The sequence below is a fragment of the Aquincola tertiaricarbonis genome (genome assembly GCF_000969605.1).
GTDB lineage: Bacteria > Pseudomonadota > Gammaproteobacteria > Burkholderiales > Burkholderiaceae_C > Aquincola > Aquincola tertiaricarbonis.
This window is the reverse complement of the sequence record NZ_JZUE01000013.1, coordinates 50,785-64,728: the sequence shown is the minus strand read 5'-3', so window position 1 is coordinate 64,728 and position 13,944 is coordinate 50,785. Positions and strand designations below refer to the sequence as shown.

At 69.0% G+C, this 13,944-nt stretch carries 11 protein-coding genes; 1 reads left to right on the top strand and 10 read right to left on the bottom strand.

All coding sequences use genetic code 11. The features are described 5' to 3' along the window. Nucleotides 1-24: 24 nt before the first annotated feature. The 10 genes from VO99_RS17125 to VO99_RS17080 all read right to left on the bottom strand — a co-directional run bounded on the left by VO99_RS17125 (nt 25) and on the right by VO99_RS17080 (nt 11,288). Nucleotides 25-738 carry a transposase gene (locus VO99_RS17125; protein WP_046114118.1) on the bottom strand — a complete coding sequence of 238 codons (714 nt, stop codon included), beginning with the start codon at nt 736-738 and terminating at the stop codon, nt 25-27. Between the two features lie 44 nt (nt 739-782). Then, complete coding sequence (locus tag VO99_RS17120; protein ID WP_046114117.1) at nt 783-1,922, bottom strand: deoxyguanosinetriphosphate triphosphohydrolase; 1,140 nt, start codon at nt 1,920-1,922, stop codon at nt 783-785. Nucleotides 1,923-1,936: 14 nt separating this feature from the next. Continuing rightward, entirely contained in the window at nt 1,937-3,061 is a 1,125-nt protein-coding gene (gene aroB, locus VO99_RS17115; protein ID WP_046114116.1) for a 3-dehydroquinate synthase, read from the bottom strand. Nucleotides 3,062-3,071: 10 nt separating this feature from the next. Next, nucleotides 3,072-3,635 carry a shikimate kinase gene (locus VO99_RS17110; protein WP_046114115.1) on the bottom strand — a complete coding sequence of 188 codons (564 nt, stop codon included), beginning with the start codon at nt 3,633-3,635 and terminating at the stop codon, nt 3,072-3,074. 2 nt (nt 3,636-3,637) lie between these two features. Further along, nucleotides 3,638-6,049, bottom strand: coding sequence for an invasin domain 3-containing protein (locus VO99_RS17105; protein WP_157039605.1), 2,412 nt, complete (start codon nt 6,047-6,049; stop codon nt 3,638-3,640). 66 nt (nt 6,050-6,115) lie between these two features. After that, nucleotides 6,116-8,335 carry a type IV pilus secretin PilQ gene (locus tag VO99_RS17100; protein ID WP_232315397.1) on the bottom strand — a complete coding sequence of 740 codons (2,220 nt, stop codon included), beginning with the start codon at nt 8,333-8,335 and terminating at the stop codon, nt 6,116-6,118. Between the two features lie 23 nt (nt 8,336-8,358). Then, complete coding sequence (locus VO99_RS17095; RefSeq protein ID WP_046114112.1) at nt 8,359-8,895, bottom strand: pilus assembly protein PilP; 537 nt, start codon at nt 8,893-8,895, stop codon at nt 8,359-8,361. Then, nucleotides 8,892-9,587 (bottom strand): type IV pilus inner membrane component PilO, encoded by a 696-nt coding sequence (locus tag VO99_RS17090; RefSeq protein ID WP_046114111.1) that lies wholly within the window; start codon nt 9,585-9,587, stop codon nt 8,892-8,894. The genes VO99_RS17095 and VO99_RS17090 overlap by 4 nt, the downstream gene beginning before the upstream one ends. A 10-nt stretch (nt 9,588-9,597) precedes the next feature. Continuing rightward, a complete protein-coding gene (locus VO99_RS17085; protein WP_046114110.1) occupies nt 9,598-10,212 on the bottom strand; it encodes a PilN domain-containing protein in 615 nt (204 codons plus the stop codon). Next, nucleotides 10,209-11,288: a pilus assembly protein PilM gene (locus VO99_RS17080; RefSeq protein WP_046114109.1), complete on the bottom strand. Its 1,080-nt coding sequence runs from the start codon at nt 11,286-11,288 to the stop codon at nt 10,209-10,211. Before VO99_RS17080 ends, VO99_RS17085 begins: the two co-directional genes overlap by 4 nt. A gap of 267 nt (nt 11,289-11,555) precedes the next feature. On the opposite strand from VO99_RS17080, the gene VO99_RS17075 reads away from it, so the two are divergent. Further along, nucleotides 11,556-13,937, top strand: coding sequence for a penicillin-binding protein 1A (locus tag VO99_RS17075; RefSeq protein ID WP_046114108.1), 2,382 nt, complete (start codon nt 11,556-11,558; stop codon nt 13,935-13,937). Nucleotides 13,938-13,944: the final 7 nt, after the last annotated feature.

Genomic DNA, 13,944 nt, shown 5'->3' with positions numbered 1-13,944 from the left:
CGCTTCCCGTCGCCCGTCGAGGGCCTAATCGGAGCCAGACCCTGGCGCGGCGCCGCCAGCGTCTGTCTTGCGCGGCCGCCCGCGCGGACGCGGCGCCAGTGGTCGCGGGGTGCGCTGGGCCATCGTGGCCAGGAAGGCGGGCGATCCCAGTACCCAGCCCTTGTGCTGCGCCTGCGACAGCTCTTCCACCCGGGCCGACGACAGCCCGCGCGACAGTTGCGCACGGAAGGCCGCCTCGCGGTCGAACGGCGTGTTGCCCAGCGCCCAGAAGGCGCGGTGCTCGGTGATCACCGGGTCGCGGCGCAGCCCAAGATGGTGCAAGGTGCTGGACCATGGCCACACCGCACCCAGGCCGGCACGCTCGGCGGCAGAGTCGACGAATACCAGCGCATCCAGGAACCAGCGCTCGGCCTCGATCACCGTTGCACGGAAGCGACCCTCCCACAACGTGCCGGTACGGCCGTGCCGTCGGTTGAAGCGCGCCACGTATTGGCGGCCCAGCGTCTGCATGCAGCTGCTCAGGCTGTCGGCCGCGGCCGGCGTGGCCAGCAGGTGCACCTGGTTGTGCAGCAGCGCATAGCCGTGCACCGCCAGCCCGCAGGCGGGCGCGGCCGCGGCCAGCGTCTGCAGGTAGCTGGCGCGGTCGGCATCGTCCTGGAACACCGGCTGCGCGTTGTTGCCGCGCTGCAGGATCAGGTGGAGTTCTCCCTCGATGGAGAGCCGTGCGAGGCGGGCCATGGGCGGATTCTAAGAAACCCGTCCCTCATTTTCCGCGGCGCAAGTCAGGCCGGGCCGAACAGCGCCTGGCCGCCCAGGCGCACATGCTCCCGCAGTGCGAAGCGGTCGGTCATGCCGGCGATGTAGTCGGCCACGGCACGGTGGCGGTCGGGCGCGGCGGCATAGTCGGCCGGCATCTCGCCGGGCGCGGCCAGGTAGGCGCTGAACAGCTCACGCACCACTCGGCGGGCGCGGTCGGTGGTGTCCATCACCTGCGGGTGGCGGTACAGCTCGCGGGTGAGGAAGCGCTTGAGCGCGGTGCTCTGCTCCCGCATGACGGGGCTGAAGCCCACCAGCGGCGGCGCCTGGCGCGCCTCGTCGGCCGAGCCCGGCGCGGCCGCATCGATGGCCATGCGGGTGGTGGCGATCACGTCGTACACCTGGTCCGACAGCATGCGGCGGATCGCCTCGAACAGCAGGCGGCGGCCCTGCCCGGCCAACAAGGGGTATTCGGCCAACGCCTCGTCCCGGTAGCGGGTGAACAGCGGCACCGCCTCCAGCTGCTCCATCGTCAGCAGGCCCGAGCGCACGCCGTCGTCGATGTCGTGCGCGTTGTAGGCGATCTCGTCGGCCAGGTTGCACAGCTGCGCTTCCAGGCCGGGCTGCGTGCCGTCCAGGAAGCGCCGCGCCACGCCGCCGGGTTCATCGGCCTCGATCAGCAGCGCGTTGCGGCGCGCGCAGTGCTTGAGGATGCCCTCGCGTGTCTCGAAGCACAGGTTCAGGCCGTCGAACTGCGGGTAGCGCAGCTCCAGCTTGTCGACCACGCGCAGGCTCTGCAGGTTGTGCTCGAAGCCCCCGTGCTCGCGCATGCAGTCGTGCAGCGCGTCCTGCCCGGCGTGGCCGAACGGCGTGTGGCCGAGGTCGTGCGCCAGCGCGATGGCCTCGACCAGGTCTTCGTTCAGCCCCAGCGAACGGGCGATGGACCGGCCCAGCTGCGCCACTTCCAGCGAGTGCGTGAGCCGCGTGCGGAACAGGTCGCCCTCGTGGTTGAGGAACACCTGTGTCTTGTAGACCAGCCGCCGGAAGGCGGTGCTGTGCACGATGCGGTCGCGATCGCGCTGGAAAGCGCTGCGCGTCGGCGCTGCCGGCTCCGGCACTCGCCGTCCGCGCGACTGGGCGGGATCGCAGGCGTAGGGGGCGAGCATTGGCGGTGGGCGTTTCAGCCGGCGTGGGCGGCGAGGGTCTCGCGCACCAGCGCGTCGGGCGCCGGCCGCATCACCGCGCTGCCCAGGCGGTCGACCAGCACGAAGCGGATCTCGCCGCCTTCGGCCTTCTTGTCCACGCGCATCAGCTCCAGGTAGCGATCGGCGCCCAGGTCCGGGCCGCGCACCGGCAGCCGCGCGCGGTCGACCAGCCGCTGCATGCGCTCGAGGAAGGCCGGCGGCATCAGGCACAGGCGCACCGACAGGTCGCTGGCCATCACCATGCCGCAACCCACGGCCTCGCCGTGCAGCCATTCGCCGTAACCCAGGCCGGCCTCGATGGCATGGCCGAAGGTGTGGCCGAAGTTGAGGATGGCGCGAAGCCCGCCCTCGCGTTCGTCCTGGCCCACCACCCAGGCCTTGATCTCGCAGCTGCGCTGCACCGCATGCGCCAGCGCGACGCGGTCACGGGCGAGCAGCGCGTCCAGGTTGTCCTCGATCCAGCCGAGGAAGGCCTCGTCGGCGATGGGCCCGTACTTGATCACCTCGGCCAGGCCGGCACTCAGTTCGCGGTCGCTCAGCGTGTCCAGCACGGCCAGGTCGCACAGCACCCGCTGCGGCTGGTAGAACGCGCCGATCATGTTCTTGCCCAGCGGATGATTGATGGCCGTCTTGCCGCCCACCGACGAATCCACCTGCGCCAGCAGCGTGGTGGGCACCTGCACGAAGGGCACGCCGCGCATGTAGCTGGCGGCGGCGAAGCCGGCCATGTCGCCCACCACGCCGCCGCCCAGCGCGAACAGCACCGTCTTGCGGTCGGCGCCGGCGGCCAGCAGCTGGCTGAAGATCAGGTCGAGGGTCTGCCAGTCCTTGTGCGCCTCGCCGTCGGGCAGCTCGATGCACAGCACCTGGCGGTAATGCGGGGCCAGCGCGGCCGCCAGCCGCTCGGCATACAGCGGCGCCACGGTCGTGTTGGTGACGATGGCCGCCAGCGCGGCCCGCGGCAGGCCTTGCCAGGAGGTGGGGTCGTCGAGCAGGCCGGCGCCGATGCGGATGTCGTAGCTGCGGTCGCCGAGCGCGATGGGCACCGTGACGGAAGGGGCGGCAGCGGCGGAGGCGGAACGGGTAGCGGGCGCGGTCATGCGCCCGAGTTTACGGTTCGAGCCTGGCGCGATCGACCGGCGAAGGCACGACCGACGCATCCACCAGCCCGGCCAGTTCCAGCTGCATCAGCACCATGCCGACGAGGGCCGGCACCGAGGGGCGGCCAGTCTCGATGACGAAGTGCGCGCTGCGGCGGTAGAGCGGGTCGCGCTCGCGGTGCAGGTCGCGCAGCTTGCGCAGCGGATCGGGCACCTGCAGCAGCGGCCGGTGGGTGTCGTGCCGCAGCCGGCGGTAGATCTCCTCGGCCGACGACCGCAGGTAGATGACGGTGCTGCGCGAATGCAGCGCCTGCCGGTTGGCCTCGCGCAGCACCGCGCCACCGCCGGTGGCCAGCACGCCGGTGCCGTTGCGGGTCAGCTCGTCGATGACCTGCTCTTCCAGGTTGCGGAACACCGCCTCGCCATGCTGCGCGAAGTAGTCGCGGATCGAGCCGCCGATGCGTTCCTCGATCACATGGTCGGTGTCGACAAACGGCACCCCGAGCTGCCGCGCGAGGTGCCGGCCGACGGTGGACTTGCCACCGCCGGGCATGCCGACGAGGGAGAGGAGCACGGTCAGTTCGCGTCTTGGCAGCTGCGGCCGACACCGTAGGGGCTGACGACGAAGGCCGGTGTCCGGTCCCGCTCATTCACGTCAGACACCGGGTACGGCAAGCCGCCCAGGCCGTACAGCAGGCCGGTGAACTTCGCGCGCGCCTCCGTGCCCGAGATGCCACCAGCGGTCACGGTGATGACGAAGTCAACCCAGGACGCCAGGTTCTTGCCGTATTCGATCTGCACGATGGCCAGGCCGTTCGCATCGGTGCGCGACGAGCCGACCATCTTGATCGCCACGTCGGCCTTGCGCGGGTCGAGCTCACCGTTCCAGTTCAGGTCTTCCTCACGTGCGGACAAGGCGGGGGCGGCACCGCCCACGGCCCCGGCCTCGCGCACGCCGTTGCGGTTGACGTCCTCGTTGGGGCAGGAAGGCTGCGTCGTCACACCGGCGTTCTGGCTCCACGCGCGGGCGCCCGCGTTCCAGCTGTAATGCTCCGTGCTGATTGCACCGGTGCCCGGGCGCGCGTCTGCGGTGTACAGCGTCAGGAACTGCACCCAGCGATCGCCGACGAAGCTGAAGTAGCCCTTGTAGTAGGCCGGAAGGTCGACTGAAGGTGTGATCTGAACATCCGGCTTGGCTTGGCCTGCCGCATCCACCACCAGCACCACGAACTGCTTCACGTAGGTGAGGTCGGCGGTGCCGGTGCCCACCAACTCGTTCGTGCGGATGCTGACCGACAGCGCCTCGGAAGTGACCGTCAGGGTGGCGCGCACGGCATTCGGGCAGGTGTTCACATCGAAGTCGGTCGTGCTGTAGCACGCGCGCACGGTGATGCCGTTGGTCGGACTGGAGCGCAGGCCGGGGGTGAACGTACCGCGGGCCACGCCGGTAGTGTCCGAGTACGCATAGTTGCCGCCCAGCCAGGAGGTGACGCCGTCGCTGGAGTTGGCATTGCCGTCCAGGTCGAAGCGCACACGGACGCGCGGGATGGGCTGGTTGTTGGCACCGAGAAACAGCGCACGCAGTTCCACCTGGTTGCTCGAGCTGCCCGCGGTGTTGACGCTCACCACGCTGGGGCTGGGCGTCACCGAGGCTGACAACGGCGCCTGCGGAGCCGGCGCCACCGAGCCCGCACCGCTTTGCTGGATCTGGATGGTCTCCGTCAAGGAATCGCCGGCCGCGCTGGCGGTGAGCGTCAGCGTGCCGCTGGTCGTGGGCGCGTTGTAGGTGTAGGTGTACTTGCCCGCGCCATCGGTGGTGGCCGTGACCGACGGCAGGCTGACGCCAGTGATCGAGATCGGCTGACCGGGCATGGCATTGCCATTGGTGTCCACCAGCGTGTACTGCACCTGGTTGCCGCTGCTACCTGCATCGATCAAAGGCGCGAACGTGGCGGTGAGCTTGGCGCCGATCACGCGGAAGGAGGCGCTGCGCGTCAGCGCGCCCGATGTGGCACTGACGGTGATCACCCGATTGGTGCGGTCGGCACCGATGCCCACGGTGGCCGTCACGACGCCCTGTGCATTGGTCACCGACCCGCTCACCGCAGCCACGGCGCTGCTGTCGACCGAGATGGTCACCGGGATGCCCGGCAGCGCATTGCGGTTCGCATCCACGGCGGTGACCGTGGCGACGATTGCGCTGGTGCCGCCATTGCCCACGGTATTGGCGTTCAGCACCAGGCTGAGGTCGCTGGCCACGGCCGTGCCGGCGTTGCTGGAAGGCGAAACGGTGAAGGTCTGCGTCTTGACCAGCGTGCCGCTGGTGGCGGTGACCGTCACCGTGCGGTTGGTGGCATTACCGCCCGTGCTGAGCACAGCTGTCAAGACGCCATTGCTGCCGGTTGTGGCACCCGAAGGCTGTGCAATGCCGCTGTCCACGCTCACCGTCACCGGCACGTTGGCCACCGTGTTGCGCTTGGCATCGAGCGCCGTCACCGAAGCGGTGATGGTCTCGGTGCCGTCATTCTTCATGTTGGCGCTGCTGAGCACCAGGACGATGTCCGACGCAGTGCCGCCGCCGCCTGCATCCGTGACCTGCAGCGCGGCCGTCTTCGTCAGGTTGCCGCTGCGCGCGGTGACGGTGATGACGCGGCTGGTGCGGTCGGAGCCGATGCCCACCGTCGCGGTGAGTGAGCCCGTCTCGTCGGTGACCGCGGCCGATGGCGTGGCCAGCGCGCTGCTGTCCACGCTGATGGTCACCGGCACGCCCGGGATGGTGTTGCGGTTGCCGTCCAGCGCGGTGGCCGTGGCCACCACGGTTTCGGCGCCGGTATTGGCGACGGTGCCCGCGCTGAGCACCAGGACCAGGTCGGTCGCGGAGACCGCACCCGGGGTGCCGCCGCCCCCACCCGTCCCACCCCCCAGCACCGGATCCCCCGAGCTGCCGCCCCCGCCACCGCAGGCTGCCACCAGGGACAGTGCCGCCACGGACAGCCATGCCTTCAACATTCGCATCATCGTCGTCATCTCGCTTTGCTTTGGCCGAAGTGCCCGTTACCGCGCGGTCACGCGGTCGGTCACCACCTTCGGCGTGATGAATACCAGCAGCTCGGTCTTGTTGCTCGACCGGACCGTGTTCTTGAACAGGTGGCCCACCACCGGGATGTCACCCAGCAGCGGCACCTTGTTGACGTCGTTGCGCTCTTCCTGCGTGAAGATGCCGCCCAGCACCACCGTGCCGCCGTTCTCCACCAGCACCTGCGTGTTCACATGCTTGGTGTTGATGGCCGGGCCGGCCGTGGTGGCCGCGCCTCGGCTGTCCTTGGCGACGTCCACCGTCAGGATCACGTTGCCCTCCGGCGTGATCTGCGGCACCACTTCCAGCTTCAGGCTCGCCTTCTTGAACTGGATGGACGTGGCGCCGCTGGAGGTGGCCACCTGGTAGGGGATCTCCTCGCCCTGCTCGATCACGGCCTTGATCTGGTCGGCCGTCACCACCCGCGGGCTGGACACGATCTTGCCCTTGCCGTCCGCCTCCAGGGCCGACAGCTCCAGGTTCAGGAAGCGGTTGGCCGAGGCGCTGAACAGCGACAGCGCGAAGGTGGCCGCCTGCGAGCCGCCCAGGTTGGTGACGTTGGCCGGCAGGTTGATGAACTGGTTGTTGTAGCGGCCGGTGTCGCTGTTGAGCTGGTTGACGTCGGTGCTCGGGCTCTGGCCGGTCTGGCCGTTCACGGCGTTGTAGCCGCCGCCCACGGTGACGTAGTTGCCGCCGCCCACGCTCCAGCCCGGGATGCCGCCCTGCACGCCGCGCAGGTCGGAGCCGCCGAGCTTGATGCCCAGCGCCCGCCCGAAGGTGTCGTCGGCTTCCACGATGCGCGCCTCGATCAGCACCTGGCGCACCGGGATGTCGATCTTGGCGATGATGGCCTGCACCTCCTCCAGCTTGCTGGGGATGTCGGACACGAACAGCTGGTTGGTGCGCGTCTCGAAGATCACGCTGCCGCGCGGCGACAGGATGCGCGTGGCCACCGCAGCGCCGCCACCCTGGCCGCCCGGCTGGCTGCCGGTGCTCTGCCCGGTCAGGCCCTTGGCCACTTCCTCGGCCTTGGTGTAATTCAGCTGGAAGGACTGCGTGCGCACCGGCTCCAGGTCGGCGATCTTCTTGCGCGCCTCCAGCTCCACCTGCTCCTTGGCCGACAGCTCGTCCTTCGGCGCGATCCACAGCACGTTGCCGTTCTTGCGCAGGCCCAGGCCCTTGGCCTGCATGATGATGTCCAGCGCCTGGTCCCAGGGCACGTCCTTCAGCCGCAGCGTGACGGTGCCGGTCACGGTGTCGCTGGTCACCACGTTGAAGTTGGTGAAGTCGGCAATGACCTGCAGCAGCGCCCGCACCTCGATGTTCTGGAAGTTGAGCGACAGCTTCTCGCCCGAGTAGCCGGGGCCCTGCACCAGCTTGTTGGGGTCGATCACCATCGGCCGCACTTCCACCACGAACTGGTTGTCGCTCTGGTAGGCGCTGTGCTCCCAGGCGCCGCGCGGCTCGATGGTCATGCGCACGCGGTCGCCCGTCTGCACCGTGGTGATGGCGCCCACCGGCGTGCCGAAGTCGGCCACGTCCAGGCGGCGACGCAGCCGGTCCGGCAGCGTGGAACGCAGGAACTCCACCACCAGCTGCTGGCCCTGCTGGCGGATGTCCACGCCCACCTGGCTGTTGGGCAGGTCCACCACCACGCGGCCGGCGCCGTCCTGGCCGCGGCGGAAATCGATGTCGCGCAGCGACAGCGGATCGGTGTTCTGGCTGGGCGCGAAGTGCACCGGCGCGGCTGCCTGCTGCGCGGCCGGCGCAGTGCCGGGCGGCGTGGCGGCTGCAGCCATGGTCGCGTCGGCCGGCCCGCCGCTGTCCACCACGATGAGCAGGGCCTTGCCTTCCAGCTGTGCGCGGTAGGTGGCGGCCTGCTTCAGGTTGAGCACCAGCCGCGTGCGGTCGCCGCCGCGGGCCACGTTCACCGAGCGCAGGTTGCCCTGGTTCAGCTCGACGATGGAACGCGGCAGCGCACTGCTCACGCCGGGCAGGTCGATGGCGATGCGCGGCGGCGCCTGCACCACGAAGCCCGCGGGCACCGCGGCCAGCGGCTCGCTCATCTCGATGCGCACCACCTCGCTGCCGGCCTGCTGGGTGCTGGTGATCGACTGGATCACCCCCTGCGCCAATGCGGCGATGGGCACGCCCATGGCCAGCACGATGGCCGTGCCCCAGGCCTTCCAACGGGTCATAGTGCGCTTCTCCTGGTTCTTCGTCATCGCTTGCCTTCCTGCAGCTGCAGGCTGGTGCTGCGCTCTGTCCATTCGCCGGAAGCGTCCTGCACGATCTCGCGCAGCGTCACTTCCGTTTCCGTGATGCGGGTGATGCGGCCGTAGTTCTGGCCGAGGTAGTCGCCGGCCTTGACCTGGTACAGCAGGTTGTCCACCCGCAGCAGCGCGTAGGGCGCGCCCAGGCGGCTCACGCTGCCCACCATGCTCATGCTGTCCAGCGGAAAGGCCTCCAGCGGCTCCTTGCGGCGGTTCAGCTCGGCGGCCAGCAGGCTGCTCGGCTGCCGCGCCTCCTGCTTCAGGGCCACGCTGAGCTTCTGGGTGCTGAAGGGCTCCACCGCGTCGCCGCCGTTGTAGGCCTGCGGGTTGAAGCGCTTGGGCGGCTGCAGCGGCTGCACGCTGGGGCGCACCTCGTTCTTCTGCTGCTGCATCCAGGCGTTCAGCTCGGTGTCGTCGGCGCCGCAGCCGGCCAACAAGCCCAGCGCCAGCCATGCGGCGCCGGTGGGTATCAGGCGGCGCTTCATTTCTTGGCCCCCGCGGCCTTGGCTGCCGCACGGGCCCTGCGCTGTTCCTCGATCTCGGCCGGGTCCAGGTAGCGGTAGGTGCGCGCGGTGGCTTCCATCGCCAGTGCGCCGTTGGCATCACGCACCGGGGTGCTGATGCTCAGGTCGTGCAGGGTGACGATGCGCGAGAGGTTGGCCACGTCGGCTGCGAAGGAGCCCATGTCGTGGTACCGGCCGCTCACGCGGATGGCGATCGGCAGCTCGGCGTAGTAGTCCTTGACCACCACCTGGCCGGGGCGGAACAGCTCGAACTGCAGCCCGCGGCCCAGGCCGGCCTGGTTGATGTCGGACAGCAGCGCGTCCATCTCGGCCTTGCCGGGCAGCTGCTTCTCCAGCTGCACCACGTATTCCTCGACCTGCGACTTCTGCTTGCGCAGCTCGCTCAGGTTGACGGCCTGGTTCAGCTTGGCGCGGTAGTCGGCCTTGAGGGCCGGCTCGCGGTCGCGCTCGGCCTGCAGCAGGTCGGCTTCTTCCGACAGCAGCAGCACCCAGCCCAGCGCCACGGCGATCAGCGTGACCACCGCCCAGGCCGCCAGGCGGGGCAGAAGCGGCCACTGGCCGGGCTCCTTCATGTCCAGGCCGCGGAACTGGGCGGCGGCCCGTTCGAAGGACTCGTTGATGTCGATGCTCATGCGCTTGGAGGAGGTTGCCATCGCCACCGCCTCAGGAAGCCACGCGCGGCGCCGAAGCGGCGCTGGCGGCGCCGGCGGGAGCGGCCGGCCGCTTGATGGACACGCGCATGGAGAAGTCGAACAGCCGGCGCTGCTCGCGGTTGTCGGCCGGCTTCAGCGTGGCCACCTTGATCTCCACCAGCTCGGGCCGCTCCAGCCACTCGGAGTTGTAGAGCGCGTTGCGCAGCAGCTCCGACACCCGCTCGTTGGTCTGCGCGATGCCGGTGACCGCGATCACCGAATCGGTCTGCTTGATGGACGTGAGGTACACGCCTTCGGGCGTCTGGCGCGTCAGCTCGTTGAGCAGGTGCACCGGCACGTTGCGGTCGGTCTGCAGGTCTTCCACGGCCTTCTGCCGGGCCTTCAGGCTGTCGATCTCGGCGCGCAGGGTGGCGATGTCCTTGATCTGGCCCTCCAGCAGCGCAATCTCGCGCTGCAGGAACGAGTTGCGCTCGTCCTGCCCGGCCTTCAGCTGCTGCAGGCCGAGGTACCACAGCACCACCACCAGCAGGCCCACCAGCGCGGACATGCCCAGGCCGGCGAAGAACGCCGCCTTGCGGCGCTTGCGCCGCGCTTCCCGGTGAGGAAGCAGGTTGATCAGGATCACTGCGTGAATCTCCGCATCGCCAGCCCGCAGGCGGTGAGGTACGACGGCGCCTCGCGGCGCACCTTGGCCTCGCGCACCGCGGACCCGAGCTTCATCTGGTCGAACGGATTCACCACCATGGAGGCGAAGCCGGTCAGGTCGGTCACCCGCTCCTTCAGGCCCGGCAGCGTGGCGGTGCCGCCGGCCAGCATCACGTAGTGCACCTTGTGGTGCGGCGTGCTGGTGAAGAAGTACTGCAGTGCGCGGCCGATTTCCTGCGAGAGGCTGTCGACGAAGGTGTTGAGGATGGTGGACTCGTAGTCCTCCGGCAGGTCGCCCGACAGCTTCTTCTGCTCGGCCTCCTCGAACGAGAAGCCGTACTGCCGCGAGATGAGCTGCGTGAGCTGCGAGCCGCCGAAGGCCTGGTCGCGGTCGTAGAGCATCTCCTCGTCGCGCAGCACCTTGAGGCTGGTGACGTCGGCGCCGATCTCGAACAGCGCCACCAGCGCGTCCTTGCCCTCGTTGGGCAGCGCATGGATCACGCGGCTCATCGCCAGGCGGGAGGCGTGCGATTCGATGTCCAGCACCACCGGCTTCAGGCCGGCGGCCTCGGCCAGGCCCTGGCGGTCCTGAACCCGGTCCTTCCGGGAAGCGGCGATCAGCACTTCCACGTCGCCCATGGACGTGGGGCTGGGGCCGATGACGCAGAAGTCCAGGCTCACCTCGTCCAGCGAGAACGGGATGTACTGGTTGGCCTCGGACTCGACCTGCACCTCGAGTTCCTCCTCGCGCAGGCCGGCCGGCAGCATGATCTTCTTGGTGATGACGGCCGACTGCGGCATCGCCATCACGACCTGCTTGGTGCGGCTGCCGCTCTTCGCGACTACGCGGCGCACGGCTTCGGCCACCTCGTCGAACTTCTCGATCTGGCCGTCGGTAATCCAACCCTTCTCGAAGGGTTCGGACGCAAACCGTTCCAGCACATAGTCGCCAGACTTGTTTTGCCCCAGCTCCACCAGCTTGACGCTGGACGAACTGATGTCGAGGCCGATCGTTGGCGGGTGCTTGCGGCCCAGCAGCGCGTCCAGAAAGCTCACCGGGTTCTCCCAACGTGTGGCGCTTGCGCACCGCACACTTCAGCGATTGTTAAGAAGTTACTTCAATGCTAGCAGTAAAGCCTTTGTGCAAGATGGGAAAAGCCGGGTAAATGCCCGCTTGCTCGGCGGCACGCCAACACACACGCCGCACGAGGGAAATCCCCAGTTCAGGGGCGTTGCCGCAGGCCAAGCAGCCGTCACCGGCGGACACGGGGTGCCGGCGCCCCGGTTTCTATAATTCAAGCGCCCCCGCCTTCGGAAACCTTCATGCCCAAGACCGACGGCAAGACGCCGCCGCCCGCTCCTCGCGCCCCTCGCCCTGCCCCACCCACGCCTGCCGGCTCCAGCTGGGCCGCGTCGGTCGGCCGCATCGTGGCCTGGCTGTTCGGCTTGGCGGCGGCCGGCGGCATCGCGGTGCTGGTGCTGCTGGCCATCGCACTGTCGGTGGCCTACCCCAACCTGCCCGAGATCAGCGGCCTGACCGACTACCGGCCCAAGCTGCCGATGCGCATCTACTCGGGCGACAACGTGCTGCTGGCCGAATACGGCGAGGAACGCCGCAACTTCGTGCCCATCGGCGAGATGCCCACGGTGATGAAGAACGCGGTGCTGTCCATCGAGGACGCGCGCTTCTACCAGCATGGCGGCGTGGACTACCTGGGGGTGCTGCGCGCCGGCCTGGCGCAGTTCAGCGAGGCCAAGAGCCAGGGCGCCTCCACCATCACCATGCAGGTGGCGCGCAATTTCTACCTGTCCACCGAAAAGACCTTCACCCGCAAGATCTACGAGATCCTGCTGGCGCTGAAGATCGAGCGGCAGCTCAGCAAGGACCAGATCCTGGAGCTGTATATGAACCAGATCTACCTGGGGCAACGGGCCTACGGCTTCGCGGCGGCCAGCGAGATCTACTTCGGCAAGCCGCTGCGCGAGGTGACGGTGGCCGAGGCCGCGATGCTGGCCGGCCTGCCCAAGGCGCCCTCGGCCTACAACCCCATCGTCAACCCCAAGCGGGCGACCACGCGGCAGCAGTACATCATCGAGCGCATGCGCGACAACGGCTTCATCAATGCCGACCAGGCGCGCGAGGCCGCGGCCCAGCCCCTGCGCTACCGCGCGCCATCGGAAGTGCCGGTGCATGCCGAGTTCGCGGCCGAGGCGGCCCGCCAGCTGGTCTACAACCAGTACGGCAATGACGCCTATACCCGCGGACTGAACGTCTACCTCACCCTCAAGGCACCGGAGCAGATGGCCGGCTACCGCGCCCTGCGCAGCGGCCTGATCGAGTACGAGCGGCGCCAGGTGTACCGCGGCCCCGAGGCCTACGTGGTGCTGCCCACCGACCCGGCCGACATCGACACCCACATCGCCGAGGCGCTGGCCGACCATCCCGACAACGACGACCTGAAGGCCGCCGTGGTGCTGGAGGCCTCGCCGCGCAAGGTGGTGGCGGTGCTGCAGTCGGGCGAATCCATCACCGTCACTGGCAACGGCCTGAAGCCGGTGGCCTCCGGCCTGAGCGACAAGGCCGCACCGCAGAAGCAGATCCGCCGCGGCGCGGTGGTGCGTGCGGTGCAGGTGGGCAAGGAATGGGCGCTGACCCAGGTGCCCGAGGTGGAAGGCGCGCTCATCGCCATGTCACCCACCACCGGCGCCATCAGCGCGCTGGTGGGCGGCTTTGATTACCGCAAGAGCAAGTTCAACCACGTGACCCAGGCCTGGCGGCAGCCGGGCTCCAGCTTCAAGCCGTTCATCTACTCGGCCGCGCTGGAAAAGGGCTTCACGCCGGTGACGGTGGTCAACGACGCGCCGCTCTTCTTCAATGCCGGCAGCACGGGCAGTCAGCCGTGGGAACCCAAGAACTACGACGGCAAGTTCGACGGCCCGATGGCGATGCACACCGCGCTGGCCAAGTCGAAGAACATGGTGTCCATCCGGGTGCTGCAGTCCATCGGCGCGCCCTTCGCACAAGATTGGCTCACCCGCTTCGGCTTTGAGGCCGAGAAGCACCCGGCCTACCTGACGATGGCGCTGGGCGCGGGCTCGGTCACGCCGATGGAGATGGCCAGCGCCTACAGCGTGTTCGCCAACGGTGGCTACCGCGTGCCGCCGGTGCTGATTTCCCGCATCACCGATTCACGCGGTCGCACGCTGCAGGAACGCAAGCTGGCGCCGCCCGATGAATCCGCCCGGGTCATCAGCGCCCGCAATGCCTTCGTGATGGGCACGCTGCTGCAGGAGGTGGTGCGCTCGGGCACCGGCAACCTGGCGGCGCGCACGCTGAAGCGGCCGGACCTGTTCGGCAAGACCGGCACCACCAACGATTCGCTGGACGCCTGGTTTGCCGGTTGGCAACCGTCCACCGTGGCGGTGGTGTGGGTCGGCTACGACCAGCCGCGCAAGCTGGGCGACCGCGAGACCGGCGGCGGCCTGGCGCTGCCGATCTGGACCGAGTTCATGGGCCAGGCCATCAAGAACGTGCCGGTGACGGAGGCCAGCGCGCCCTCGGGCGTGGTGAACGTCGGCGGCCAGTGGGTGTTCGAAGAGTTCGGCCAGGGTGCCGGCGTGAGCAGCCTGGGCCTGGAAGACCGCATGCCGCAGGCACCCACCGAGGACGAGAAGCGCGGCATCCTCGACCTGTTCCGCCGCTGAGCGGCGG